This window comes from Chryseobacterium sp. MIQD13 (genome assembly GCF_050496705.1).
GTDB lineage: Bacteria > Bacteroidota > Bacteroidia > Flavobacteriales > Weeksellaceae > Chryseobacterium.
This window is the reverse complement of sequence record NZ_JBNWAF010000001.1, coordinates 53874-76486: the sequence shown is the minus strand read 5'-3', so window position 1 is coordinate 76486 and position 22613 is coordinate 53874. Positions and strand designations below refer to the sequence as shown.

Sequence of the window (22613 nt, the reverse complement as noted above, 5' to 3'; positions counted from 1 at the left end):
AGCAACAAAAAAAGCCATCCTTCCGGACGGCTTTTATATTATAAACAGTTTCAATTACTGTACTTTCACAAGCTCAACATCGAAAACCAACCAAGCGTTTGGCGGGATAACACCTCCTGCTCCTCTTTCTCCGTAAGCCATTGCCGGCGGGATCAATAATGTAGCAGTTTCACCTTCTTTAAGTAACAGGATACCTTCATCCCATCCTTTGATCACTCTTCCCATTCCGATTGGAATTTCAATTGGCTCATTTCTCTTGAATGAAGAATCGAATTCCGTGCCGTCGATCAATTTACCTGCATAGTGTACAGATACATTGTCACCTGCTTTAGGAGCTTTTCCCGCAGATGTTTTTGTGATCTTGTAGTATAATCCTGATTCGGTTTTCTGCATTCCGGCTTTAAGGTTTTCAACCATTTTTTCCTGGTTAGCTTTGAATTCCTCTTCCTTTTTCTTTTTTTCAGCTTCTTCTTTAGCGATATAAGCTTTATTATTTTCTGCGATCTTAGCTTTTCCTTCTGTGAAAGTTTTTGCCGGATCGTAGTTCTTGTACTCATCACCTTTACTAAAAACGGAAACTTTCTCTAAAACGATATCTGTTTTAGGTTTATCCTGAGCTCCTTTTTCTACGTTAGCAATGGCATCAATCACGTCATTTCCTTTCACCACTTTTCCGAAGATCGTATGTCTTCCATCCAACCAAGGTGTAGCCACTTCAGTGATGAAGAACTGGGAACCGTTTGTATTAGGTCCAGAGTTTGCCATAGAAAGGATACCTTTTCCTGTATGTTTAAGGTCGTTTCTCTCATCCTCGAATTTATATCCCGGATCTCCCATTCCTGTTCCCTGAGGATCACCTCCCTGGATCATGAAATCTTTGATCACTCTGTGGAAAATAGTTCCGTCATAATAAGGAACTCCTTTCGCCTTAGCTTTGTTATCTATTTTTCCTTCTGCAAGACCAATAAAATTGGCTACAGTTACCGGTGCTTTTTTGTCTTCGAACTGCACGATCAGGTTTCCTTTAGAGGTCTGAAGGTTTGCATAAAGTCCATCATGAAGACCTTCGTAAGTTTCTTTGTCTACGTTCATTTTTTTATAGATTGGGGTACAATTCATCAGCGAGATACTTGCCGCTGCCAGAATTATATTCTTGTTAAACAATTTCATTATTTATAATGCTTTTAATTTTATGATTAATGGTATGTCGTTGTCTATGTTCTTTTCGTCTCCAAAAGTCCCGTAGGCCAGTGAAGAAGGTACCAAAAGCGTTACTTCCTCTCCATCATGCATAAAACGCAAAGCATTCTCTACCGCTTTCAGCTCATCAAAATGCCCGAATCTGGCATCTCTTCTTTCAAAAGGTTTGTCATAGATCTTGGTTTCATCAAAATCATACAGCTCATAAGAATAAGAAATCGGTGTATTATCCGCTCTTCTTTCTCTCTGATCAAAACCTTCAACAGTTACCCAGTAATTAAGCTGTGTAGGATAATACTTCACAGGCTGGCCACTGATCCATTCCTGAATCTGTCTTCTTTCCAGGGTATTAAGATTTCTCATCCTTTCTTTAGAAACATCCAGGTCTTTCTGGCTCAATACTCCACCTACCGGAGGATGTGCCGTGGGCGCATTTCTGTTACAGCTTAACAGACTTACTATTGATATGAAGAGTATTTTTTTCATAAACTTTTGCGAAAATACGCATTTCGGGGAAATATTGTTCAATAGGTTCTAAAAAATTTAGCAGATATGATGAAGTATATTATATAAATAAGTTTGGGAGAGATTAAAAGATTTAAAAATTAAAGGATTAAAAGATTGTGAAATTGAGTGACTAAGGATTTATCTTATTATAAATGTGGGGGAATTAAAATAAATTCCGCATAAAAACCGCACGGATTTCACGGATTACACAGATATTTTTATTAGAATTTTGAATTTATTAAAGAGGTTAAGAAGCTGAGTAATGGTTTAAAACAAAAAATCACCTCATTTATGAGGTGATATTATATATTTATACTAAAAATTCTATTGAATAGTTACTTTAACCATCTGTGGAAGTGATGGAAGCGTATTGAACTGATTGGGGTTAGCCAGCTGCTGTACCGGCTGGCTTTCAGCCTGCGCCGGCTCCGATCCGATATGGGCACCCGGAAAAGAACTCTCCAGGGTTCCATTATCAAAAAGCCCCATGATTGAAGAGATATCCCCTCTCGTTGCACCGGCTACTCCATTATTTGTCGCAGCAATAAACCAATCATTGGATTGTGCGTACATCATTGCCAATGCAATACGGTCTCCTTTTTGGGCAGATATTACCTGTGAAGCTTTCCCGCCATCATTACCATTTATTCTAGGCAGTAAAACAGCTGTAGCCGGGTCTTTAAGAACAAATACTTCTTTTACTCCGGGTTTTGTTTTAAGAAAAGCAGCTAAAATATCGGCATTTCCTTGCTGGGACAATTCTTTCAGGCCTTGTCCACGATCATTCTCTCCAGTTTTAAAGACAGGATTATCGTTTCCGTTGTATACTACTACCAGTACAGGTGAAAGTGCAGAATTAGAACCTGTAATACCCGTAAGATATTGTTCAAGAGGTGTTGTCTTTCCGGTTTCAGCAAGATCCGTCAAACCATTGGCTGATAATTTTCCCGGCGAAAAAATAGGATCTTCTTTCAAAAGTGTTGTTCCTGAAATATGGGAGACAGCCCAGATTCCGGCACTGACAGGTGTCTCATTGGCTGTACCTCCTGAGGTATTGGTTAGTTTTAAAGTAAATTTAGTTCCGCCATCATGAGTTAGTTCAGCTTTTAACAGTTGGGAAGCAGGAGTAGCTAATGTTATTTCAGTAATATTCTTTGTCACAAGTTCTGCCTCACCCGGGTGAGTAACAGTAGGACCCGGTGTTTGATTGATACGTGTTCCGTTATCCCAAAGCCTGATCTGGGAAGATACATCTCCCGTTACCGGATTGCCACTATTATCGTAAAGTTTTATACCCGGGTTGGAAGGAGCAAAAAACAGGTCATTGCTATTTCCATACATTGCTGCAAAACTTATGGCCTGGCCTTTTCCTGCATAAAACGTAAAAGAAGTCGATTCTCCCGGATTAATGACAGGTGATGATCCAGCATTCATAAAGGTTCCGAACTGTGTCAGCGGTTTGCTTTCAATTACATTTTCGACAGTTATAGTTGCCCTATCATTTACCGCCATTTCATCATCATCATCATCCTTACTGCATGAGGAAACAGCCAAAACACTGATTACAGAAAGCAGACTAAAAGGTAATTTGAACTTTACAAATTGCATAGATTCTAAATTTTCTGAAAAATTACCAATAATTAGCGAGAAAATAAAAAAACCGGCAGAAATTTATTCCGCCGGTCCTATTATTGAATCAAATAAAGTTTAAAATTAAACAGTTTCCAGAACATCTTTTTCAACCACAACTCTCCATCCGAAAGGATCTTCGCTAAGGTTGTTCTGAAGATCTGTAAGGTCTTTTTTAAGAATAGCTGCATAGCTTTCCTCGTCTGACAGTTTTGGAAGCTCCAGTTTTGTTCCCTCATATCCTAAAGCCTGGAATACAGTAGTTACAACTGCTGTACCTACTCCCCAAACTTCTTTCAGAGTTCCGTTCTTCTGAGCTTCTATAACAGTTTTAACAGCTACCGGCTCTATTTTTACCTCGATTCCTCTTTTCTTGGCAAGTTGGATGAAACTGTCTCTTGTTACTCCGTCAAGGATTTTCTCAGAAGTTGGCGGCGTGTAGATCGTATCATTAATTCTTACAAATACGTTCATTGTTCCACTCTCTTCAAAATATTCGTGAGTTGCATCATCTGTCCAGATGATCTGTTCATAACCTTCTTCAATGGCAAGTTGTGTAGGATAGAAAGAAGCTGCATAGTTACCTGCTGCTTTAGCAGAACCTACCCCTCCGTTTGCTGCTCTTGAATAGTGATCTGAAATTTTTACAGAAACAGGTTCTGCATAATAGCTTTTCGCTGGTGTTGCAACGATTGCAAACATATATTTATTGGCAACTCTTGCTTTCAGAGCTTCCTCTGTAGCAAAAATCAACGGTCTGATATATAATGACATTCCTTCACCCTGCGGGATCCAGTTTCTGTCTATATCAACTAATGCTTTCAGTCCGTCTAAAAACATTTCTTCAGTTACTTCCGGCATTGCCAGACGTTTTGCGGACTTATTGATACGTTCAAAATTCTTTTCCGGCCTGAAAAGGAAAACCTGGCCGTCTTTGTCTTTATAGGCTTTCATACCTTCAAAACAAGCTTGTCCGTAGTTTACACCCATCATAGCTGGCGTAAATGGTATAGGACCATAAGGAACCAATTTTACATCACCCCATTTTCCATTCTCATACTCACATATAACCATGTGGTCAATAAAAGTACTTCCAAATGAAAAGTTATTCGGATCAAAGTCCGAAAGTCTGGAGTTCTCCGTTTTTTGAATTATCATTTTTTAAAATTTTTACGATGTTCTACAAATTTAACATAATTTTCTAAATATAAAAATTTTAGAGTAAATTTGACAAAAAAATAGCTTGAAAAGAGAAATTAAGACTACAAACGACGGAAGTAAAACATTGTTTATCAATAATTTAAATGAAAACTATCATTCTCATCACGGAGCGCTTCAGGAAGCAGAACATGTGTTTATCAAAAATGGACTAAATCAGATAAATGATTACGAAATTAATATTTTAGAACTCGGTTTTGGAACAGGTTTGAATGTTTTGGTAACAATTAATGAATATTTAAAAACTGACAAAAATCATGTCATCAACTACTTTTCTCTTGAAAAATACCCGATAAATGAATCCGAAATTAATGATCTTGCCTATTTTGAACATTTTGATAACCCGGAATTCAAAAATATTTATCAAAAAATTCATCAGGCAGACTGGGGAAAATCATCAGAAATCATTAAAGGTTTTAATCTAAAAAAGATTGAATGTGACTTCTTTGACCTGAAAGACATAGACTTACCTAAAATCAACCTTGTCTATTACGATTGCTTTGGTGCGAGAGTACAGCCCGATTTGTGGGAAAAACCACTGTTTGAAATGGTTTCCGACAAAATGTCCGTTAACGGATTATTAACAACCTACTCTTCTAAAGGAAGTGTAAGGCGGATTCTTCAGGAACTGAATTTTAAAGTGGAGAAAAAACAGGGCCCTCCCGGAAAGAGGGAAATGATTAATGCTGTAAAGATGGAATCGGAATAAAAAACAGGAAAGAAAGCAGACCATATAAAAGGTAAATTAACAAATCCGTTATAGGCTTTTTCCACTTATTTCCTTATTTTAGCTATACAAAATATTATATATGATTGATAAGATCAACATTAGAGTATATGCGTGTGCGGTAAAGGATAAAAAAGTACTGACACTGTTTGAAGAATATGCCGGTGAACCTTTAATGAAATTTCCGGGAGGAGGTTTGGAATTCGGTGAAGGACTTATAGATTGTCTTCACCGCGAATTTGATGAAGAACTGAACGTAAAGATAGAGGTTGTAGAACATTTTTATACCCAGGAAGATTTTCTTGTCTCGCGTTTCAGGGAGAATGAGCAGCTGCTTACCATATATTATATAGTAAACATTACTACTGAGGAAGATTTCCTTATCCTCGATCCATGTATTGAGAAAACAGAGTGGATCGACATCGACAGACCGGATAACCCTTTTCCGCTTCCAATAGACAAAATTGTGTTTGATAAATTAAAAGAAAAATTCCTGTAAGCTGTTTACAGGAATTTATATTTATTATCTATTCTATTTTTTGACTTTAAAATCTGATGCTCCGGGATAAGGCTGTAAATAGCCGGAGTTCCAGTTGGACTGAAGCAGGGATTCTATAAACTCATCTGTTCTGTTCTTATGTGGATCATACTGGTCTTTCAGATCAATGTCAGCCATTTTTCCTTTTACATTCCACCAGAAAGCGCTCCATCCGCCTCTCATTTCTTTAATGATCTCGTAGACATTTTTTCCGGTTGCTCTGTTCATCAGTTTGGCAAAAACCTGGCCTTCGGTAGTTGTAAGATCTCTTAATTGTTTTTCATATTGATCAGCAAGCATATTCTGTCTGTCTTTTACAAATTTTCTTTTGGCTTTGCTGTCCATATCTGTCATGTCAGCCTGAATGTCTCTGTATTGCTGAAGCGCAGTGACAAATAACGGATAAACCCTGTTTAGCTTTTTATTAAGGAAGTAATAGTAATTTTTGTCCAGCTGATTATTAAATCGCGGTTTATTGATCAGAACCAGCTCATCCAGTACAACTACAGGCTCGCCGTTAATTTCATAAACCTTCATCTTCTGACGTTCGTCGTAATAGTATTTATTACCGAACTCATCTGTTTTTAAAGATTCAGCGGGATATTGATTAAGAGGTTTTGCAATGATAGAATCCTTCTGACCAAAAACACTGACTCCAAAAAAGAAGATAAAAAGGCAGACAATCTTACTAAAATTCATTATTTTTACACTTATAATAACAAAAATTACACGCAAAAATCATTCCTTTTTATGAAATTTGAAAAGAAATCTTTGAAATTTTTAGAAAAATACTTAAACACTTCTTCTCCAACAGGTTACGAACATAAAGGCCAGGAAGTCTGGATGGACTACATCAGACCTTATGTAGATAAAATAGAAGTGGATCATTACGGAACCTGCTATGGAATAATTAATCCCGATGCTGAATTCAAAGTAGTAATTGAAGCCCATGCAGATGAGATCTCCTGGTATGTCAATTATATTACAGATGACGGATTGATCTATGTAATCAGAAATGGAGGCTCGGATCAGACGATTGCTCCTTCAAAAGTTGTCCATATCCATGGTGAAAAAGGAATTGTAAAAGGGGTATTCGGATGGCCTGCAATTCATACCAGAACCAATCAGAACGAACCAACTCCGAAAATTGAAAATATTTTCATCGACTGTGGCGCCATTTCCAAGAAAGAAGTTGAAGAAATGGGAATCTATGTAGGTTGTATGATCACCTACCCCGATGAGTTCTTTGAAATGAATGACAGATATTTCGTCTGCCGAGCTTTGGATAACAGAATCGGAGGTTTTATGATTGCGGAAGTGGCAAGACTTTTAAAAGAGAACAAAAAAGCACTTCCTTTCGGGCTATATATCACCAATTCTGTACAGGAAGAAGTAGGACTTTACGGTGCAGATATGATTGCCGATACCATTAAACCGAATATCGCTATTGTAACAGACGTTACTCACGACACTACCACCCCTATGATCGAAAAGAAAAAAGAAGGCGATCAGAAATGTGGTGACGGACCTGTGATATTCTTTGCACCAATCATTCACCACACCATCAGACAGCTGATTATTGATACTGCAAAAGCTAAAAAGATTCCTTTTCAGAGAGCAGCTGCAAGCAGATCCACAGGAACAGATACCGATGCTTTTGCCCATTCTAACGGCGGGGTACCAAGTGCATTAATTTCCCTACCTTTGCGCTACATGCATACAACAGTGGAAATGGTATCTAAAGAAGATGTAGGAAACGTGATCCAATTGATCTACGAGACACTTCTGAAGATTAAACCTGATATGAAACTGAAGTATCACTAAAAAATGAACCTTTTTTATGACTTAATCAAGAAACCAACCTTCCTTACCATTGTGAGCATTGCACTATTTGGACTAGGTATTCCACTGATTATTTATCAATTATTCACGGTAAGTTCAAGTGGAAGTTTAGGAATAACTGTAGAGATAATTTTTCTACTTGTTGTGTTTGGGCTATTGGTTATTGACAGGTTTTTAGTTAAAAAAATTGATCATATAAAATTATCTATCATAGAAGTAATTTTGATAACTGCTTATATGGCCTATTATTACACTCATGATCAATCATTTTCAGTAGGATAATAAAAAGTAAAGTATAAAAAGTAAAAATGAAAACGAAGCTTATTGCTCCATCCCTTTTATCCGCAGACTTCGGGAATCTGCAAAGAGACATTGAAATGCTGAACAATTCCCAGGCAGACTGGTTCCACATCGACGTGATGGACGGAAGATTTGTACCCAACATTTCATTCGGGTTTCCTGTGATGAAGACTGTACAGCAGCATGCCAAAAAATTTGTTGATGTTCATCTGATGATTGTAGAACCTGAAAAGTATGTGGATGAATTCATCAATCATGGTGCAGATCTTATTTCCGTGCATTATGAAGCATGTACCCATCTTCACAGAACAATCCACCATATCCAGAGCAGAGGAGCAAAGGCTGGTGTTGTTTTAAACCCTTCCACTCCGGTACTGATGCTTGAAGACATTATTGCTGATGTGGATCTTGTTCTTTTGATGAGTGTAAATCCCGGATTCGGAGGACAGAAATTCATTGAAAATACTTATAAGAAAATTGCTGAGACTAAAGATCTTATCCTGAGCAACAACTCCACTGCCCTTATCGAAATAGACGGTGGGGTTAATCTTGATAATGCTGCCAAACTCTTTGAAGCAGGAGCAGATGTTCTTGTGGCCGGAAATGCAGTTTTCTCCGCAGAGAGCCCTGAAAGAACAATCGAATTGCTTAAGATTTAAGAAAGTTCCGAACTCATTCATATAAAAAGGCAGCCTGACAGGCTGCCTTTCCTCATAAAAATATATTGGTTATTAGTCTACCTGCTGAAAATTAAAGCTCAGATCACCTCCATTATAATTCAGTGAGACGTTGGTAGGAAAAGCCTGAGCTGAAGTACTCATCCATCGGTATTCCAAAAACTTAATGTTCCCTGCAGTAATTGGATATACCGCATCACTATTATCAGGCTTTGTTCTTTTATACCAGTCATTGGAATTCATTGTGATCATATACTTTTTATCTTTCTCCAGAGCCAGTTCCTCTATAGCTTTCGTCATTAGAGTATTTGCAGCCGAAACATTTACCATCTCTGTTCTCAATACTGTTTTAGCTGTATAATCCCAGATTGTTATTTTCAGATTAGGATTTGCATCGGGTAATTTTATGGTAATTGCATTGATTTTTCCTTTTACATTAGGATAAAACGCCAGACCAAATTCATAATTACCGGAATTTATAAAATTCGTTGTCGTATCAAACCCTGCATTTTCATGATATTTATTTAACGGATTTTCTTCCGCATATACGATAGGTTCCGGAACCTGTTCATCATCATCCTTACTGCAGCTTGTTATCAGGAATACTGAATTCAGGATTATTATTGTACAAAGACTTTTAAGAGATAAAGATCTCAAAGTGAAAAAAACTTCTAAATGTTTCATTGGTTTTAATTTTAATAATTGCTGAGACAAAGATTAAAATAACCGGAAAGTAAAACATCAGGAAAAACCCCTTTTTGGTGTGAGTTATTGCACCATTTTTTGGCAGAATACCTAAAAAAAGAAAAAGGCAGCACTTGGGGAGCTGCCTTTCTTCTTGTGGAATTTGAGCTTATGTGGTTATTAGTTTTTTGTCGTAAGACTTTAAATGCTTAAGATTCCATTGGGCTGTTACTGATGTAAATTTCCAAATAAAACCACATATAATGCATCCGTATAAATACTGAATTTATCATTAAGTATTTATACGTAATTAACAAAATTATTCAGGTAACGTCTTATTCCAGATGCACGCACAGATGACCAGAGCAATACTTATGACTGAAAATATAGTCCTGACATCATTTAAAAGATTCCACCTGTTTTCGAAACGATCCCTCATCTGCTTCACCGTTTCCGCTGTAGATCCTCCGATATCAAATTTATCAAGCATATCATTCAAAGGAACATTCCCAGCAACCGTTACTCCAAAAACACCTATCAGGTAAGCAGCAGTTGCCAGCAGAAGGAAAAGAAAAACCGGCTGTTCTCCCCGGAACAGAAAAGCTGTTACCGGAAGAAGCACCGCAGTACCCATAAAGCTCATGAAAAATACAGGATTAAGGATTTCCCTGTTGATACTCTGCATGGATTTCAGATATTCCGTATCGGAAAGCTTTCCCAACCCCAGCACTACAGAGCATGAATAGGCATAGAACAGCCCGGCAATCAAAGCCGTAAGTACGGCAGTAATTAATAAAAAAACCGTTGTCATTTTCATATATTTTGATTTGTGATATATAACAAAAGAAACCCTAGTAAGGATTCCATTTTTTGATAATCTGCTGTGCTGTTGAGATCATTTCTTCATCCCAATTCCCGGGTTTAAAATAATGAAACATCTGATTTTTAACCGAGTCAATATTCGTTTCTTCAAACAACATTTTCGTCAGTTTGGTCTGTTCATCATACAACAGCAGATCTTCTACAGGTGTTGAATATTCTCCGTTCTTTTTATTCCATCCTCTTTTATTTCCGGCATGAAAATCTGAAATCTCAATAATCTTTTTTACACGGTTAAAATCATCAAAAAAGACCTGCTTTTTTATATCTGTATCCAATGTATGCCCTAATCTTTCAATAATGGTATATTCGAGGTTATGACACTGGGATAAAACTTCAGGAAATGTATTTAAAATCTCTTCAGGAATTTTATCATCATGGGTATCTCTTCTCACAGGACTTTTCCCATAAGCACTCTCCTGCCAGCTTCCTCCTGAAAGATGGATTTCTTTTACTTTTTCCAGTGGATACAGGCTGATGATTTCCTGCATGGCAATTTCAAAATTACAGGACTGACAGTAGATATTATGAAGATCGAGAATAAGAAAACCGTCGATATCTTCTACAAGTTTATTGAGAAATTCTCCCTGCTCTTTCACATCATCTACAGAAAATGAAAAGGCAAGGTTTTCAAGTCCTACAGGAACTTCTACAGCATCCTGAAGCCTTTTAAGCCTGTCTTTCCCTATCTGAAGTGTTTTAGAGTGAAGCGGAACAGGCAGAGGAACACCCTGATGAAAATTTTCGGTGTTCATAAATCCGAAGTGTTCGGTAATATGGTTGTATTTTCTGTGTTTGAACTCCTCCTTTAATTTTTTAAGCCAATCTTCCTGCCTATCCGTCCATCTGGCATCAAAAAGAGAGTAATAAACACCGTGGCCAAGAAGTCTGCTATTTTCTGCATAAAAATCCAAAAGTCCGGAAAGCCACTCCGGTTCATCCACATCATAAAAAGTATCGAAAGACCACTCCAATACATCTACAGCATTATTTTGCAGTACAGGAAGTATGGCGGAAACAAAATCTGCTTCCGGCATCATAGCTAATCCTAACAGCGGCTTTTTCATATTTATCCCATTCCACAGGCCGGACAGCCGACGCTGCTTTTAAAAATAGTATCTTTTATGGGTACAAACTTAGTTTGCGCAGTTTTGACAGGCTTAGGAGGTTCTGTCTTTTTAATTACTTTACCTACAGGCTTTTTCACTTTTTTGACAGGCTTTGTTGTCTGTCCTGATACACTTACTGCCAATAAGCTGGCCATTACTAATGCTGGAACTTTCATAATACATTTTTTAATGAAACTTACAATAAGTATTCCATTTATGATTCTGCTAAAAATACAATAATTTATTCAGGAACATTTTCAAATTTAAAATTATCCTGCTTATTTTAATATCAGATATAAGATTTAATGGTATTATCCGGAAATTAGATCTGCTTTATTTATATTTAAGCTAAATTTAAAAGAAAGATGAAAAACAGTTTGGTGAAAGCTATTTTCTTAGGACTGCTAACAGTATCATGCAGTATCAATGCCCAGAAAAAACAATCAGAAGACAAAAAAATGGAATGGTTTAAAAATGCCAAACTCGGTATTTTCATTCACTGGGGGATATATTCCGTAGACGGAATTTCTGAATCATGGGCGTTCTTCAACAATTATATCAGCCACGACAATTATATGAAACAGCTGAACGGATTTTCAGCTTCACAATACAAACCTGATGAATGGGTTGACCTGATCAAAAGTTCCGGAGCTCAATATGCCGTGATCACCACCAAACATCATGACGGAGTTTCACTTTGGAATTCAGAAGCGGAGAAAGCAACTACGATCCCGGCCCACTCTCTGGCTAAAAAAGATGTCTTATCCCCTTTTGTCACCAGTCTTAAAAAATCAGGACTGAAAACAGGACTATATTTTTCTCTTCCCGACTGGAGTCATCCTTATTATGATATTAATACCCGTACAAAAAAGCGGTATGAAATTAAAAATGATTCGCAACGATGGCAGCAATTTGTTAATTATTACCAGACACAACTTGGAGAGCTCTCTTCACAGTATCATCCTGATCTGTTATGGTTTGATGGTGACTGGGAGCATTCTTCTGCAGAATGGCAGACTCCTCAAACTTTAAGCATTTTAAAGAAATACAATCCTGATATCATCATCAATTCAAGGCTTAATAACCACGGTGATTATGACACACCTGAACAGGGAATCCCTGTAATAAATCCACAAAGTAGGTATTGGGAGCTTTGTTATACCATGAATGATTCCTGGGGATACCAGCCTTTTGACAATCATTACAAGACTCCCAATATGATTATCAGAACATTAGCAGATGTTATCAGCATGGGAGGAAATCTCCTTCTTGACATCGGACCGAAATCTGATGGTACTATCCCTGAAAAACAAGCTGAAATTCTAAGAAACCTGGGAAGATGGACCTCAAAAAATAAAAAAGCCGTTTATGGAACCGACCGTGGTATTCCTTTTGAAAACTTTAAAGGAAAATCTTCTGTTTCAGAAACAAAAAAATCAATTTTTCTTTATCTGGAAGAAGCTAAAGATTTTGTAAAGATTTATGGGCTTGGAAGCAAACCGGATGCTGTAAAAATTGTGGGTGATGAAAATGCTAAAGTAAATTTCAGCTTCAGCAATGATGCTACAATGAATATTGATCTGTCTTATATAAAATTTGATCAGGATGTTACTGTGGTAGAACTGATTTTTAAAAATCCTCCTGTTCTTCTTAAGAATTTTGAAGCAGACTCCTATTCCCTCACTGATCTTTTACAAAACAAGAGTAGTAAATTAGCAGTTTACGATATAGCGAATGCTTTGCACAATGGTAAAAACTTACTGAATACTTCAGGTATTACCAGCGACGGGCAAGATATGAAGATTCCCCAACCGGCAAAAACAAACCCGGAAACAGTTCAGTGGATTGGCAAACATGCCGAAGCACTATATGGCACAGGAAAAGGATTACCCGAAGGACACTACTCCGGAATGAGTGCTCTTTCCAAAGACAGACAAACAATTTATCTTTTTGTGGAAGGAACCCCTACAGGCCCTATCGCTTTGAAGGGTATAAAAAATGGTATTTCAAGAATCCGGATTGTAGGCGAAGGATCTATTATCAGTCATGAGGTTTATAACAAACTGTATTGGAGTGAGACTCCGGGAATTGTCTATATTGATATTCCAAAGGAAAGGCTGGACAAAAATATGACAGTTATTGCTGTCTTGCTGGACAAACCTGTAGAATTATACAGGGAAAAAGTCGGTGCCATTGAAAACAACTTATAATCAATCATTTCAAGCCATTTTGGCACAAAAAAACCAGAGAAAATTCTCTGGTTTTTATATTTTTTTTGAGGTGGTTTTCTTAGAAAATTTCTCTTCCTGAAAAATGGAATTGAGCCTCGATAAGAGCGTTCTCGTTAGAATCTGAACCGTGAACAGCGTTTTCACCAATGCTTCTTGCAAACATTTTTCTGATCGTACCTTCTGCAGCTTCTGCAGGGTTTGTAGAACCAATTAGTGTTCTGAAGTCTTCTACTGCATTGTCTTTTTCTAAAACAGCAGCTACGATAGGACCTGAGCTCATGAATTCTACCAACTCACCATAAAATGGTCTTTCAGCGTGAACTTCATAGAATTTTTTAGCATCAGCAACAGTAAGCTGAGTTAATTTTAATGCTTTGATCTTAAAACCTCCTTCTGCAATCTTCCCCAATATAGCACCGATATGTCCGTCTGCTACTGCATCAGGCTTAATCATAGTGAATGTAATGTTAGACATAAATGTATATTTTTTTAATGCCGCAAAATTACAAAAAATATATTTGATTTTAATTTTTTTTTAACATAAAAATAACTTTTATTAAGAAATAGAGAAAAAACTTTGGCATAGTAATTGTTAATTCTATTACGATTCTCATGTTTAATTTGAGTTTTCATGGTTATTAGTTTTTACCCAGCTTCGGCTGGGTTTTTTATTGACAAAAATTCAAATATATTATTGCGGATTTGATAATTTTAAAAAGCTATTAAAAGCATATTAATATATTATTGCTTCTATTTCAATCAATGGAATAATATTAATTTTTTGATATTTTTTCCATCCTTGTTTTTTAATCAGAATCCGGATACCAAAAAATGGTCATTTATGACAAAATAATCAAGGCAAAGATTAGAGTTATTGTAAAAACAGAAGTATTTTTTTCTTCGGATAGAATATTGTTCAAAAAAAAATAAACTTTTTTGTGTGACAGTAAAAGTTGGAAATCTATAATTTAATTTTAACGCAAAGTTTTATTTTGGTTTTGTAAAATTTAAGGCGGCAAAGAAGAATCAATCTTTAATTGATTTGACTAAGCTGACATGTTATCCTGTTATTAAGTTTAAATAACGTGTTTTTACTTTAATGCATAAAACCTGTGCATCATCCATTAAAATCCATGCGAATTCTTCTAGACTAATGGTACAATCTAACTGTAATACTAAAATCTGGCTGTAAGTTTAGGAATATTTTTATTTCTGGGAAGCTTCTTCTGCCTCTTCCATCAGCTTTACATAATTGGCATAACGGGAATACTGTATTTCTCCGGTTTCAAGGGAAGCAAGAACGGCACATTTCGGTTCATTGATATGAAGACAGTTATGGAACTTACATTCTTCCCTTTTTTTGAAGATCTCTGGAAAATAATGCTGAACTTCTTCTTTTTCAATATCTATCATAGCAAATTCACGTACTCCGGGTGTATCAATAACATTACCGCCAAAATCCCAGAAGTGCATCTGCGCAAAGGTTGTGGTATGCTTTCCTTTCAGATGGGAATCTGAAATTTCGGAAGTTTTCAAGTTTAAACCGGGCTGCAAAGCATTGACCAGAGTAGATTTTCCACATCCTGAATGTCCGAAGAAAACAGAAGTTATATTTTTAAGAAGTTCCTGAAGCTGCTCAAAATTCAGTTTGGAATAGGATGAAATTTCCAGAGTCTCGTAACCTATTTCCTGATAAAGAAATTCTATGTCCTTTACAAGCTCTATTTCCTCTTCGTTCAGAACGTCAATTTTATTGAACAGGATTAAAGGCTTAATATTATAAGCTTCACAACATGCCAGAAAACGGTCAAGAAAACCTAATGAGGTTTCCGGATGCTTTAAAGTAAAGATAAAACAGGCAAGATCTATATTGGAAGCAATGATATGAGCCTCCTTTGAAAGGTTGACAGATTTTCTGATCAGATAGTTGGTACGCGGTTCTATTTTCGTGATCCACGCAATACCATCAGACTCCAGCTGAAATTCTACAAAATCTCCTACAGCAAGCGGATTGGTAAGTCTCGTTTTGATCAGTTTGAATTTACCCCGGATCCTGGCTTCGAAAATTTTATCTGTTTCGAATTCCATAACCTGGTACCAGCTGCCTGTAGATTTAATGATTTTTCCTTTCATATAATAATTGGCTACAAATATAAGCAATTAGGGCTTAGGATTTAGGTATCAGAATAAACTCCTCCCTATTTCCTAAGCCCTGTCACTTATTTATCCGTTGATTATTATCTGTTGATCATAATATTGTTCTGTACTTCAATAGACTCTTCGTGGATTGCTTTGAAAACCTTTTCAATAAATTCCTGAGACATACCGGTTTCTTTTGCTTTCTGAGTGGCGTATTCCGTAATCACTTTCCATCTTTCAGGCTGGAAGATTGCGATATCATTCTCTTTTTTAAGTTTACCAATCTTTTCAGAAATCTTCATTCTTTGGGAAAGAAGCTCGATCAGCTGGAAGTCAAGATCAGAGATCAGGGTTCTGTGTCTGCCCATTTCATTATCAAAACCTGCAAGACCGGAATTTCTTACTTTCAGGTTTCCAATTAATTCTGCTAAAACTTCCGGTGTAATCTGCTGTGAAGCATCACTCCAGGCTTCATCAGGATTACAGTGGGTTTCAATGATTGCCCCCTGGTATCCTACGTTGAATGCTTCCTGAGTAACATCTGCAAGACCTGTTCTGTTTCCACAAATGTGGGAAGGGTCTATCAGCATTGGAATATTCGGGAACTGGCTTTTAAAATCAAGAGCAATCTGCCAGTTTGGGTTATTCCTGTATTTTGTTTTCTGGTAAGTTGAAAATCCTCTGTGAATTACTCCCAGATTTTTAATATCCTGTCCTAAAAGTCTCTCCAAAGCTCCGATCCATAAAGCAAGATCCGGGTTTACGGGATTTTTAACGAATACCGGCTTATCGGTTCCTCTTAAAGCCATTGCAATTTCCTGAACTGTAAAAGGGTTTACGGTAGAACGTGCTCCGATCCAAAGAACATCCACATCAGCTTCCAAAGCTGCAAATACATGATGAGCGTTCGCTACTTCTGTAGCCGTTTTAAATCCGTATTCTTCTTTTACTTTTTTCAGCCAGTTCAAACCTATCACTCCTACTCCTTCAAAACCGTTTGGTTTAGTACGAGGCTTCCAGATCCCTGCACGGAAAATAGGCACCGGAGCATTGGTCTCCTTTATTCTTTTGGCGGTTTCAAGCATCTGTGCTTCACTTTCCGCGCTGCATGGCCCTGCGATCATTAATGGCTGTGAAAGCTCGTTGATCCACTCGTTTTTTACATCTTTTAAATTCATACTTTTAAATTTATTGTTTTTTATTTTTCAGATTAACAGCAATAGTCCTTTCATTATAAAATTTACTTTATAATTCTTTTCAAAAAATGCCGTTCAAAATTGTTTAAAGGAATCAGGAAAATAAAAGGACTCTACTTTTCCTGTATTTTTTGGAAAGAAATTCAGTTAGTAATACCAATAAAATCGATAATACGTTCTGAAATTTCTATAATAGAAAGCAGAAAAACTAAAATAACCGCTAAAGAAATTAGCGGGTACAAAATGAGACAGAGATGGGATTAACGATTTTTCCACTGGATTCTGAAACTTCTGTTGTTTAGTTTACATCTGATTTGTTTTTGTCAAAAACTTAATTTTAGCAAAAATCTTTGACAAAGATATAAAAAAACTCAATCTGACAAAAAAAAATTGTGATAAATACAAAAAGTTATGTCAGATCAAACTTCATTAAATCATCAAGATCTTTTAAAAGCGGATTTTTTTCGATAAATTTTTCGAACATTTTTCTTTTGGTAACGACTTCAATTTTCAAGCTATCAAAGTCCCGCTGATAATCTATTTCAATGGCATGGTTGTGAACCTTTGTTTTGAAATGATTGAAAAATTCACCGGCGATTTTGTCAAATTCAGCCTTGGCAGAATCTGAAGGATATAAAACTTTAATGGTATTTTCCCCTGACTTTATCAGCTTAAATGTTTTTACAGCATTAAAAACAAAACTGTTTCTGGTCTGCAGCTGTTTAAGCATGAGATTCCATTCCATCTGCAAATCTGTATCTGTAAAATGGTTCTTGGGAAGATTTTCTATTTTTACGGCTACCGTTTCTTCTTTTACTTCTTTCTCTTCATTATTCAGAAAAGAATTAATGCTGAAACCGGAAGAAATTCCCTGCCTTGATAAAGGTTTTGTAGTTTTTACGGCTGTTTCCTGAATAGTTTCAGGCTGCTGTACTGGCTTTTCTGCTATGGGTTCTTTTTTCTCAGGAGCTTTTTCCGGAACTTTCACTTCCTGTTTCTCACTGAGAAACGGCGCCAGTATTAAGAACTTTTTTTTTTAGTATCGCCTGAATTAGCTGTCAGTGAAGCCAGCTGCATCAATGCAATTTCTACTGTAAGTCTTGGATTTTTGGAGTTTTTATAATTGATATCCGCATGATTGCAGATCTCAACGGCATCAATCAGCTCCTGAGCGTTCCATTTCTGACTTTGTTCTACAAACTTCACTTTAGTCCTCTCCCCGACTTCAATAAGTTCTATTGTTCTGGCATTCTGTGCCATCATAAGATCTCTGAAATGGTTTCCCAATCCTGCAATAAAGATATGGGGATCAAAGCCTTTTTTTACAATTTCATTAAAGGCAAAAAGCACTTCGGGAATTTTGTTTTCCTTGGCCAGATCTACTATATTAAGGTACTGGTCATAATCAAGGATATTGAGAACTTCGGCGGCTTTGGCCAGAGTAATATTTTTCTGGGAGAATGTGGAAAGCCTGTCAAAGATAGAAAGTGCATCTCTTAAAGCACCGTCAGCTTTCTGAGCAATGAGATACAGGGCATCATCTTCGTATTGGATGTTTTCCTTCTTGGCAATGTTTCTTAAATGTCCCTGAATGTCTTCAATGGTAATTCTCTTGAAATCATAAATCTGACAGCGTGATAAAATGGTAGGAATTATTTTGTGCTTTTCTGTAGTCGCCAAAATAAAAATAGCGTGTGCAGGCGGTTCTTCAAGAGTTTTAAGAAATGCATTAAAGGCCGCAGAAGACAGCATGTGCACCTCATCAATAATATAGACTTTATATTTACCTACCTGAGGTGCAAAGCGGACCTGATCTATCAGTTCCCTGATATCATCCACGGAGTTGTTGGACGCCGCATCCAGTTCATAGATGTTATAGGCGAAGCCGTCTTCTGAAACTGAGCCATCCTTTTCGTTGATCTTCCTGGCCAGAATTCTGGCACATGTGGTTTTACCCACACCCCTTGGACCGCAGAAAAGTAAGGCCTGAGCCAGTTGATTTTCTTCAATGGCATGTTCTAAAGTATCTGTAATATGAGATTGCCCTACTACAGTGTCAAACTGCTGGGGACGGTATTTTCTTGCAGATACGATAAAATTTTCCATTGGTCAAAAATAAGAAATATAGTTTTAATCTGAAAATTAAAAGTTTTCAAATTGTCAACAAAAAATTATTTTCGGGTCAAATTGGAAAACTTTTAATGATTATTCTTTTGCTTTTTTAGTCTTGTAGTAATAGTCTATAATCTCAACGATCACTTTTTCAACTTCTCTTCTTCCTTCATCAGTTCTCATATCAATACCACAGAATTCTGTTCCGTTGTATGCAGGAAACAGGTTGAGATAATAAACTCCGGCTGCTATTAATGCCAGCATTGCTCTTACGTTTACAGCATTTTCCCCGAAGTAAGGATCCGTTACATTTTCAAATAAATTGGCAGCCACATCTTCTCTTTGCTTCAGTATATTTTTCAGTATCGGCTTACTTTCAGAAAGTTCCCAAAGAATGATTTTTTGCAGCTCCTTATTTTTCTTCAGACTTTCAAACTGCATAAGAATTCCTTGAGTTAAGGCTTCCTTACCTTTTCCCACATGTATTTCCGCTTCAATATCCGGGCTGAATTTGCTCCAATAATCCTGAGATTTTATGTACTCGTCAATAAGCTTGTCTGTACTTCCAAAGTACTCATAGATAAGCTTTTTGTCGAAACCGGCTACTGCTGCAATCTTACTTACTTTAAGACCTGAGTACCCTTTTACTCTCAAAATTTTACCAACAGCTGCAAGCAGCTTCTGTTTTGTTTTTTCTTTGTCCCTAATGGGGCCTTGCACTACTTTTCTGGGCATAATTTATTATTTTTTTGCAATATGCAATTTTTTATTAATATCATCAAAAACATTGAGCGTTTTGTCAAGATGTTCTTTTTCGTGACGGGCTGTTACTGTCATTCTGATACGCGCATCTTTTCTGGCTACAGCAGGATACATAATAGGATTGGTATAGACTCCTTTTTCAAGCAGAATTCTGCCGATGTCCCACATCTTATTCTGATCTCCTATTTTCACCGGAATAATAGCTGAACAGGTGATTCCGGTATCCAAACCTAAATCATTAAGCCCATTTTTGAAATAATTGATATTATCCCACAATTTATCTTTCCAAAATGGCTCTTCATCAACCAAATCAATTGCTTTCAAAATTCCGAATGAAGAAGGGGGTGCTGTAACTGAGAAAATATGCTGTCTGGACTGGAACTTCAGGAATGATGCTATTTTTTTATTAGCAATCACGTATCCTCCCAGATTACCAAAAGTCTTGCTGGATGTTCCTGTTATAAAATCTACCTTATCCAATAAATCGTCATCCTCAAGGGCTCCTCTACCGGTTTTTCCCATAACTCCAACGCCATGGGCATCGTCTACCATGAGATAGGCATTATATTTTTTTACAAGAGCATATATTTCTTTAGCGCGCGAAGTATCCCCTTCCTGAGAGTATACTCCATCTACAATAACAAGCTTTGTACGGTACGTATTTTCACATACCTTCAAAATGTGTTCCAAAGCTTCCAAATTATTGTGCGGAAATGTTTTTTTATTTGTAAAAGCACATCCTTCATGTACACTTGCATGTACTCCCATGTCTAAAATGGCAATATCCTCTTTCTGCATCAGGATCTGCAAAGTGGCACTATTAGCGGCATATCCGGTAGTAAACAATATGACCTCCTCTTCATTTCTTCCAAAAAAATCAGCAATTTTTTTTTCTATGGCATTATGATAATCAAAATATCCGCCGATAAGGGGTGATGCTCCCGTACCTGTTCCATATTTCTCAATTCCTTCAATAGCAGCCTGTTTTACTTTAGGATGCTGTGTAAATCCTAAATAGTCGCTGGAAACAAAGCTTACATATTCATTATTCTGGTTGGCAATATCTATATTTAATGTCGCATTACTTCCTGAAGTATTTTTCAGTCTGTAGTTCATGTGTCCTCTGGACTTCATATGATCCAGAAATTCGTAGAAATAGTCTGCTCTTTGAGCAATATCGTACTCCGGAATATTCTCAAAATCTTTAAATGTTGCTGTTGTAAAATCAATGGTCATCCTTAATGTTGTTAGTTGTTTAATATTAGTTGTTTGATGAGACAAATATATGATTATTTGAAGCTTATAAATTCATTCGTTACATATAATAAATATTATACATTATTTTATAGACTTCACCTTATGATCTGATAATTAAACTACTTTATTTATTAATATATCTGAAGTAAATTCTTCCGGTTTATCAGTCATTATCGGAATTTAAATTTAACAAAAAAGTAACAACAATAAATCACTATTTATAAATAAATCACAAAAAAAAGACAAATGCTTCACAATTGCCTCATTTCTAAAATATTATTTTCATACCTAACATGAGATATAAAAAATCTCTACAACTTCAAGACTTCCATGGGAGCTCTATGACGGTTTTCTTTCTGCCATTTATAAAAAATGCATCCCGATTTCAGGGTTTAAGTCTACCATTTCTCCTGAATTCTCCCGGGGTAACTCCTGTCATTTTTTTAAAGAATTTGGAAAAATTGGAAGGATCATAAGTGAACACTCTTGCTATCTCTGCAATAGACCGATCTGAACCTGCGATCATTGCCTTCGCTTCATCAATTATTTTCTCATCATAAAAATAGCACGGATGCTGTCCTTTTTCCTTTTTAATGGTATCTGTAAGGTGTTTATGGGAAACCGCAAGCTGCGCGGCAATTTCATTGAGCTCCATAAATTCAGGAACAGCTCCGATGATCACGTCCTGAATATGTTTTTCTAGAAAATCAAAATACTGCCTGGTGATCTCTTCGCTTCTTTTCATTTTATTAGTAAGATTTTAATCTATAAAATTAAGGATAAGAATTAAAAAAACATGGTGACCTTTTCGGTGTCTATTATAAATTGAAAACCTGTTAATAAAAACTATCTTTAAATGCCTGTACGGAATTTTTCACTTTCAGCTTTTCCAGAATGTTCTGGCGATGCCTGCTTACCGTATTGATACTTATTGAAAGAAATCCTGCTATTTCTTTGCTGGCATAGCCTTCCCCCACATATTTTAAAATCTCCAGCTCTCTTTTTGAAAGAATATTCTGATAATTCAGTTTATCTTTTACAATGACTTCTCCTTTTGCCATATTAATGATCATAAAATCAGAAACCGAAGGAAGCGTCTGATCCATTGCAATCTGATAAAGGCAGAGCGCAAATCTAAGTTTACCATTATCGGGCGAATAAATATAGAACATGCGATGCTTTACAAACCTGTATTCATTATTTTTATCTTCCATCCTGATCTTTGAAAGAACACTATAGTCTGCCCGAATTTCCGCATCCATAGAATCCATCAGCTCGTAGAATCGCAATTCATGAATATATTTTTTAAGCCTGTCATCCGGATGGATCTTTTTAATGATTTCTTCTTCCCAGATAGAATTGATCTCTGATGGATTTTCCTGCATATTTAAACCCAATTCCCATGCTGTTTTGGGCTTGTACACATAGCTTTTATCCGACTGCATGTCGCTCAAAACAGATATTGCTCCTTCCATCTCTGCATACATCAATGCTCTTTGCTTATACTCTTCTATATCAAGTTTACATTTCCGGGATGATTGATCCAAAAGCTTGTTGTTCAGTTTTTCTATGATTTCCATAAATGGTTATTTATCAGTATTGGCAC

The 22613-nt window shown here is 36.5% G+C and carries 23 protein-coding genes; 5 read left to right on the top strand and 18 right to left on the bottom strand.

Going from position 1 to position 22613, the window contains the following annotated elements; all coding sequences use genetic code 11:
- Positions 1 to 54: 54 nt before the first annotated feature.
- The 4 genes from ACQWU4_RS00375 to ACQWU4_RS00360 all read right to left on the bottom strand — a co-directional run bounded on the left by ACQWU4_RS00375 (position 55) and on the right by ACQWU4_RS00360 (position 4494).
- Positions 55 to 1092 carry a peptidylprolyl isomerase gene (locus tag ACQWU4_RS00375; protein ID WP_429935062.1) on the bottom strand — a complete coding sequence of 346 codons (1038 nt, stop codon included), beginning with the start codon at positions 1090 to 1092 and terminating at the stop codon, positions 55 to 57.
- An 81-nt stretch (positions 1093 to 1173) separates the two neighbouring features.
- Positions 1174 to 1686, bottom strand: coding sequence for an FKBP-type peptidyl-prolyl cis-trans isomerase (locus tag ACQWU4_RS00370; RefSeq protein ID WP_429933789.1), 513 nt, complete (start codon positions 1684 to 1686; stop codon positions 1174 to 1176).
- Positions 1687 to 2031: 345 nt separating this feature from the next.
- Positions 2032 to 3315 (bottom strand): spondin domain-containing protein, encoded by a 1284-nt coding sequence (locus ACQWU4_RS00365; RefSeq protein ID WP_429933788.1) that lies wholly within the window; start codon positions 3313 to 3315, stop codon positions 2032 to 2034.
- A 105-nt stretch (positions 3316 to 3420) separates the two neighbouring features.
- Positions 3421 to 4494, bottom strand: coding sequence for a branched-chain amino acid aminotransferase (locus ACQWU4_RS00360; protein WP_429933787.1), 1074 nt, complete (start codon positions 4492 to 4494; stop codon positions 3421 to 3423).
- An 85-nt stretch (positions 4495 to 4579) separates the two neighbouring features.
- Between ACQWU4_RS00360 and mnmD the strand changes: the two genes are divergently transcribed.
- Positions 4580 to 5263: a tRNA (5-methylaminomethyl-2-thiouridine)(34)-methyltransferase MnmD gene (mnmD, locus tag ACQWU4_RS00355; RefSeq protein ID WP_429933786.1), complete on the top strand. Its 684-nt coding sequence runs from the start codon at positions 4580 to 4582 to the stop codon at positions 5261 to 5263.
- Between the two features lie 100 nt (positions 5264 to 5363).
- A complete protein-coding gene (locus ACQWU4_RS00350) occupies positions 5364 to 5780 on the top strand; it encodes an NUDIX domain-containing protein (protein ID WP_429933785.1) in 417 nt (138 codons plus the stop codon).
- Between the two features lie 33 nt (positions 5781 to 5813).
- On the opposite strand, the gene ACQWU4_RS00345 is transcribed toward ACQWU4_RS00350, so the two are convergent.
- Positions 5814 to 6518, bottom strand: coding sequence for a DUF4294 domain-containing protein (locus ACQWU4_RS00345; protein WP_429933784.1), 705 nt, complete (start codon positions 6516 to 6518; stop codon positions 5814 to 5816).
- Between the two features lie 51 nt (positions 6519 to 6569).
- On the opposite strand from ACQWU4_RS00345, the gene chrP reads away from it, so the two are divergent.
- Positions 6570 to 7643, top strand: a complete 1074-nt coding sequence (gene chrP, locus ACQWU4_RS00340) for a chryseobasin maturation metalloprotease ChrP (RefSeq protein ID WP_429933783.1) — start codon at positions 6570 to 6572, stop codon at positions 7641 to 7643.
- A gap of 326 nt (positions 7644 to 7969) precedes the next feature.
- The gene (gene rpe / locus ACQWU4_RS00335; protein ID WP_429933782.1) at positions 7970 to 8620 is read left to right on the top strand and encodes a ribulose-phosphate 3-epimerase; all 651 of its coding nucleotides are present in this window, start codon (positions 7970 to 7972) and stop codon (positions 8618 to 8620) included.
- A gap of 72 nt (positions 8621 to 8692) precedes the next feature.
- On the opposite strand, the gene ACQWU4_RS00330 is transcribed toward rpe, so the two are convergent.
- From ACQWU4_RS00330 to chrA, 4 genes are all read right to left on the bottom strand, one after another.
- A complete protein-coding gene (locus ACQWU4_RS00330; RefSeq protein WP_429933781.1) occupies positions 8693 to 9322 on the bottom strand; it encodes a hypothetical protein in 630 nt (209 codons plus the stop codon).
- Positions 9323 to 9641: 319 nt separating this feature from the next.
- Positions 9642 to 10139 carry a chryseobasin maturation helper ChrI gene (gene chrI / locus ACQWU4_RS00325; RefSeq protein ID WP_429933780.1) on the bottom strand — a complete coding sequence of 166 codons (498 nt, stop codon included), beginning with the start codon at positions 10137 to 10139 and terminating at the stop codon, positions 9642 to 9644.
- A 34-nt stretch (positions 10140 to 10173) separates the two neighbouring features.
- Positions 10174 to 11268 carry an MNIO family chryseobactin maturase gene (gene chrH, locus ACQWU4_RS00320; RefSeq protein WP_429933779.1) on the bottom strand — a complete coding sequence of 365 codons (1095 nt, stop codon included), beginning with the start codon at positions 11266 to 11268 and terminating at the stop codon, positions 10174 to 10176.
- 2 nt (positions 11269 to 11270) lie between these two features.
- Positions 11271 to 11486: an MNIO class RiPP chryseobasin precursor ChrA gene (gene chrA, locus ACQWU4_RS00315; RefSeq protein ID WP_429933778.1), complete on the bottom strand. Its 216-nt coding sequence runs from the start codon at positions 11484 to 11486 to the stop codon at positions 11271 to 11273.
- Between the two features lie 189 nt (positions 11487 to 11675).
- Here chrA and ACQWU4_RS00310 point away from each other — a divergent pair, with 189 nt between their 5' ends.
- A complete protein-coding gene (locus tag ACQWU4_RS00310) occupies positions 11676 to 13520 on the top strand; it encodes an alpha-L-fucosidase (RefSeq protein WP_429933777.1) in 1845 nt (614 codons plus the stop codon).
- 79 nt (positions 13521 to 13599) lie between these two features.
- Here ACQWU4_RS00310 and ACQWU4_RS00305 read toward each other — a convergent pair whose 3' ends face one another.
- The 9 genes from ACQWU4_RS00305 to ACQWU4_RS00265 all read right to left on the bottom strand — a co-directional run bounded on the left by ACQWU4_RS00305 (position 13600) and on the right by ACQWU4_RS00265 (position 22587).
- On the bottom strand, positions 13600 to 14016 hold the full coding sequence (locus tag ACQWU4_RS00305; RefSeq protein ID WP_048507564.1) for a nucleoside-diphosphate kinase: 417 nt from the start codon (positions 14014 to 14016) through the stop codon (positions 13600 to 13602).
- Between the two features lie 731 nt (positions 14017 to 14747).
- Positions 14748 to 15674, bottom strand: coding sequence for a ribosome small subunit-dependent GTPase A (gene rsgA, locus ACQWU4_RS00300; RefSeq protein ID WP_429933776.1), 927 nt, complete (start codon positions 15672 to 15674; stop codon positions 14748 to 14750).
- A gap of 104 nt (positions 15675 to 15778) precedes the next feature.
- Entirely contained in the window at positions 15779 to 16858 is a 1080-nt protein-coding gene (locus ACQWU4_RS00295) for a chorismate mutase (protein WP_429933775.1), read from the bottom strand.
- 427 nt (positions 16859 to 17285) lie between these two features.
- Positions 17286 to 17864: a hypothetical protein gene (locus tag ACQWU4_RS00290; protein ID WP_429933774.1), complete on the bottom strand. Its 579-nt coding sequence runs from the start codon at positions 17862 to 17864 to the stop codon at positions 17286 to 17288.
- Between the two features lie 32 nt (positions 17865 to 17896).
- Entirely contained in the window at positions 17897 to 18982 is a 1086-nt protein-coding gene (gene dnaX, locus ACQWU4_RS00285; protein WP_429933773.1) for a DNA polymerase III subunit gamma/tau, read from the bottom strand.
- Between the two features lie 99 nt (positions 18983 to 19081).
- Positions 19082 to 19723, bottom strand: a complete 642-nt coding sequence (locus ACQWU4_RS00280) for a TetR/AcrR family transcriptional regulator (RefSeq protein WP_429933772.1) — start codon at positions 19721 to 19723, stop codon at positions 19082 to 19084.
- 6 nt (positions 19724 to 19729) lie between these two features.
- Entirely contained in the window at positions 19730 to 20986 is a 1257-nt protein-coding gene (locus tag ACQWU4_RS00275) for an aminotransferase class I/II-fold pyridoxal phosphate-dependent enzyme (protein WP_429933771.1), read from the bottom strand.
- 406 nt (positions 20987 to 21392) lie between these two features.
- Positions 21393 to 21752 carry a helix-turn-helix domain-containing protein gene (locus ACQWU4_RS00270; protein ID WP_429933770.1) on the bottom strand — a complete coding sequence of 120 codons (360 nt, stop codon included), beginning with the start codon at positions 21750 to 21752 and terminating at the stop codon, positions 21393 to 21395.
- 91 nt (positions 21753 to 21843) lie between these two features.
- Positions 21844 to 22587 (bottom strand): response regulator transcription factor, encoded by a 744-nt coding sequence (locus ACQWU4_RS00265; RefSeq protein ID WP_429933769.1) that lies wholly within the window; start codon positions 22585 to 22587, stop codon positions 21844 to 21846.
- Positions 22588 to 22613 lie beyond the last annotated feature (26 nt).

What these genes read in the sequence shown, in the direction of transcription:
- ACQWU4_RS00375 (WP_429935062.1), bottom strand. Translation starts at nt 1,092, where the DNA reads ATGAACGTAGACAAAGAAACTTACGAAGGTCTTCATGATGGACTTTAT.
- ACQWU4_RS00370 (WP_429933789.1), bottom strand. Translation starts at nt 1,686, where the DNA reads ATGAAAAAAATACTCTTCATATCAATAGTAAGTCTGTTAAGCTGTAAC.
- ACQWU4_RS00365 (WP_429933788.1), bottom strand. Translation starts at nt 3,315, where the DNA reads ATGCAATTTGTAAAGTTCAAATTACCTTTTAGTCTGCTTTCTGTAATC.
- ACQWU4_RS00360 (WP_429933787.1), bottom strand. Translation starts at nt 4,494, where the DNA reads ATGATAATTCAAAAAACGGAGAACTCCAGACTTTCGGACTTTGATCCG.
- ACQWU4_RS00350 (WP_429933785.1), top strand. Translation starts at nt 5,364, where the DNA reads ATGATTGATAAGATCAACATTAGAGTATATGCGTGTGCGGTAAAGGAT.
- ACQWU4_RS00345 (WP_429933784.1), bottom strand. Translation starts at nt 6,518, where the DNA reads ATGAATTTTAGTAAGATTGTCTGCCTTTTTATCTTCTTTTTTGGAGTC.
- chrP (WP_429933783.1), top strand. Translation starts at nt 6,570, where the DNA reads ATGAAATTTGAAAAGAAATCTTTGAAATTTTTAGAAAAATACTTAAAC.
- rpe (WP_429933782.1), top strand. Translation starts at nt 7,970, where the DNA reads ATGAAAACGAAGCTTATTGCTCCATCCCTTTTATCCGCAGACTTCGGG.
- ACQWU4_RS00330 (WP_429933781.1), bottom strand. Translation starts at nt 9,322, where the DNA reads ATGAAACATTTAGAAGTTTTTTTCACTTTGAGATCTTTATCTCTTAAA.
- chrI (WP_429933780.1), bottom strand. Translation starts at nt 10,139, where the DNA reads ATGAAAATGACAACGGTTTTTTTATTAATTACTGCCGTACTTACGGCT.
- chrH (WP_429933779.1), bottom strand. Translation starts at nt 11,268, where the DNA reads ATGAAAAAGCCGCTGTTAGGATTAGCTATGATGCCGGAAGCAGATTTT.
- chrA (WP_429933778.1), bottom strand. Translation starts at nt 11,486, where the DNA reads ATGAAAGTTCCAGCATTAGTAATGGCCAGCTTATTGGCAGTAAGTGTA.
- ACQWU4_RS00310 (WP_429933777.1), top strand. Translation starts at nt 11,676, where the DNA reads ATGAAAAACAGTTTGGTGAAAGCTATTTTCTTAGGACTGCTAACAGTA.
- ACQWU4_RS00305 (WP_048507564.1), bottom strand. Translation starts at nt 14,016, where the DNA reads ATGTCTAACATTACATTCACTATGATTAAGCCTGATGCAGTAGCAGAC.
- rsgA (WP_429933776.1), bottom strand. Translation starts at nt 15,674, where the DNA reads ATGAAAGGAAAAATCATTAAATCTACAGGCAGCTGGTACCAGGTTATG.
- ACQWU4_RS00295 (WP_429933775.1), bottom strand. Translation starts at nt 16,858, where the DNA reads ATGAATTTAAAAGATGTAAAAAACGAGTGGATCAACGAGCTTTCACAG.
- dnaX (WP_429933773.1), bottom strand. Translation starts at nt 18,982, where the DNA reads ATGGAAAATTTTATCGTATCTGCAAGAAAATACCGTCCCCAGCAGTTT.
- ACQWU4_RS00280 (WP_429933772.1), bottom strand. Translation starts at nt 19,723, where the DNA reads ATGCCCAGAAAAGTAGTGCAAGGCCCCATTAGGGACAAAGAAAAAACA.
- ACQWU4_RS00275 (WP_429933771.1), bottom strand. Translation starts at nt 20,986, where the DNA reads ATGACCATTGATTTTACAACAGCAACATTTAAAGATTTTGAGAATATT.
- ACQWU4_RS00270 (WP_429933770.1), bottom strand. Translation starts at nt 21,752, where the DNA reads ATGAAAAGAAGCGAAGAGATCACCAGGCAGTATTTTGATTTTCTAGAA.
- ACQWU4_RS00265 (WP_429933769.1), bottom strand. Translation starts at nt 22,587, where the DNA reads ATGGAAATCATAGAAAAACTGAACAACAAGCTTTTGGATCAATCATCC.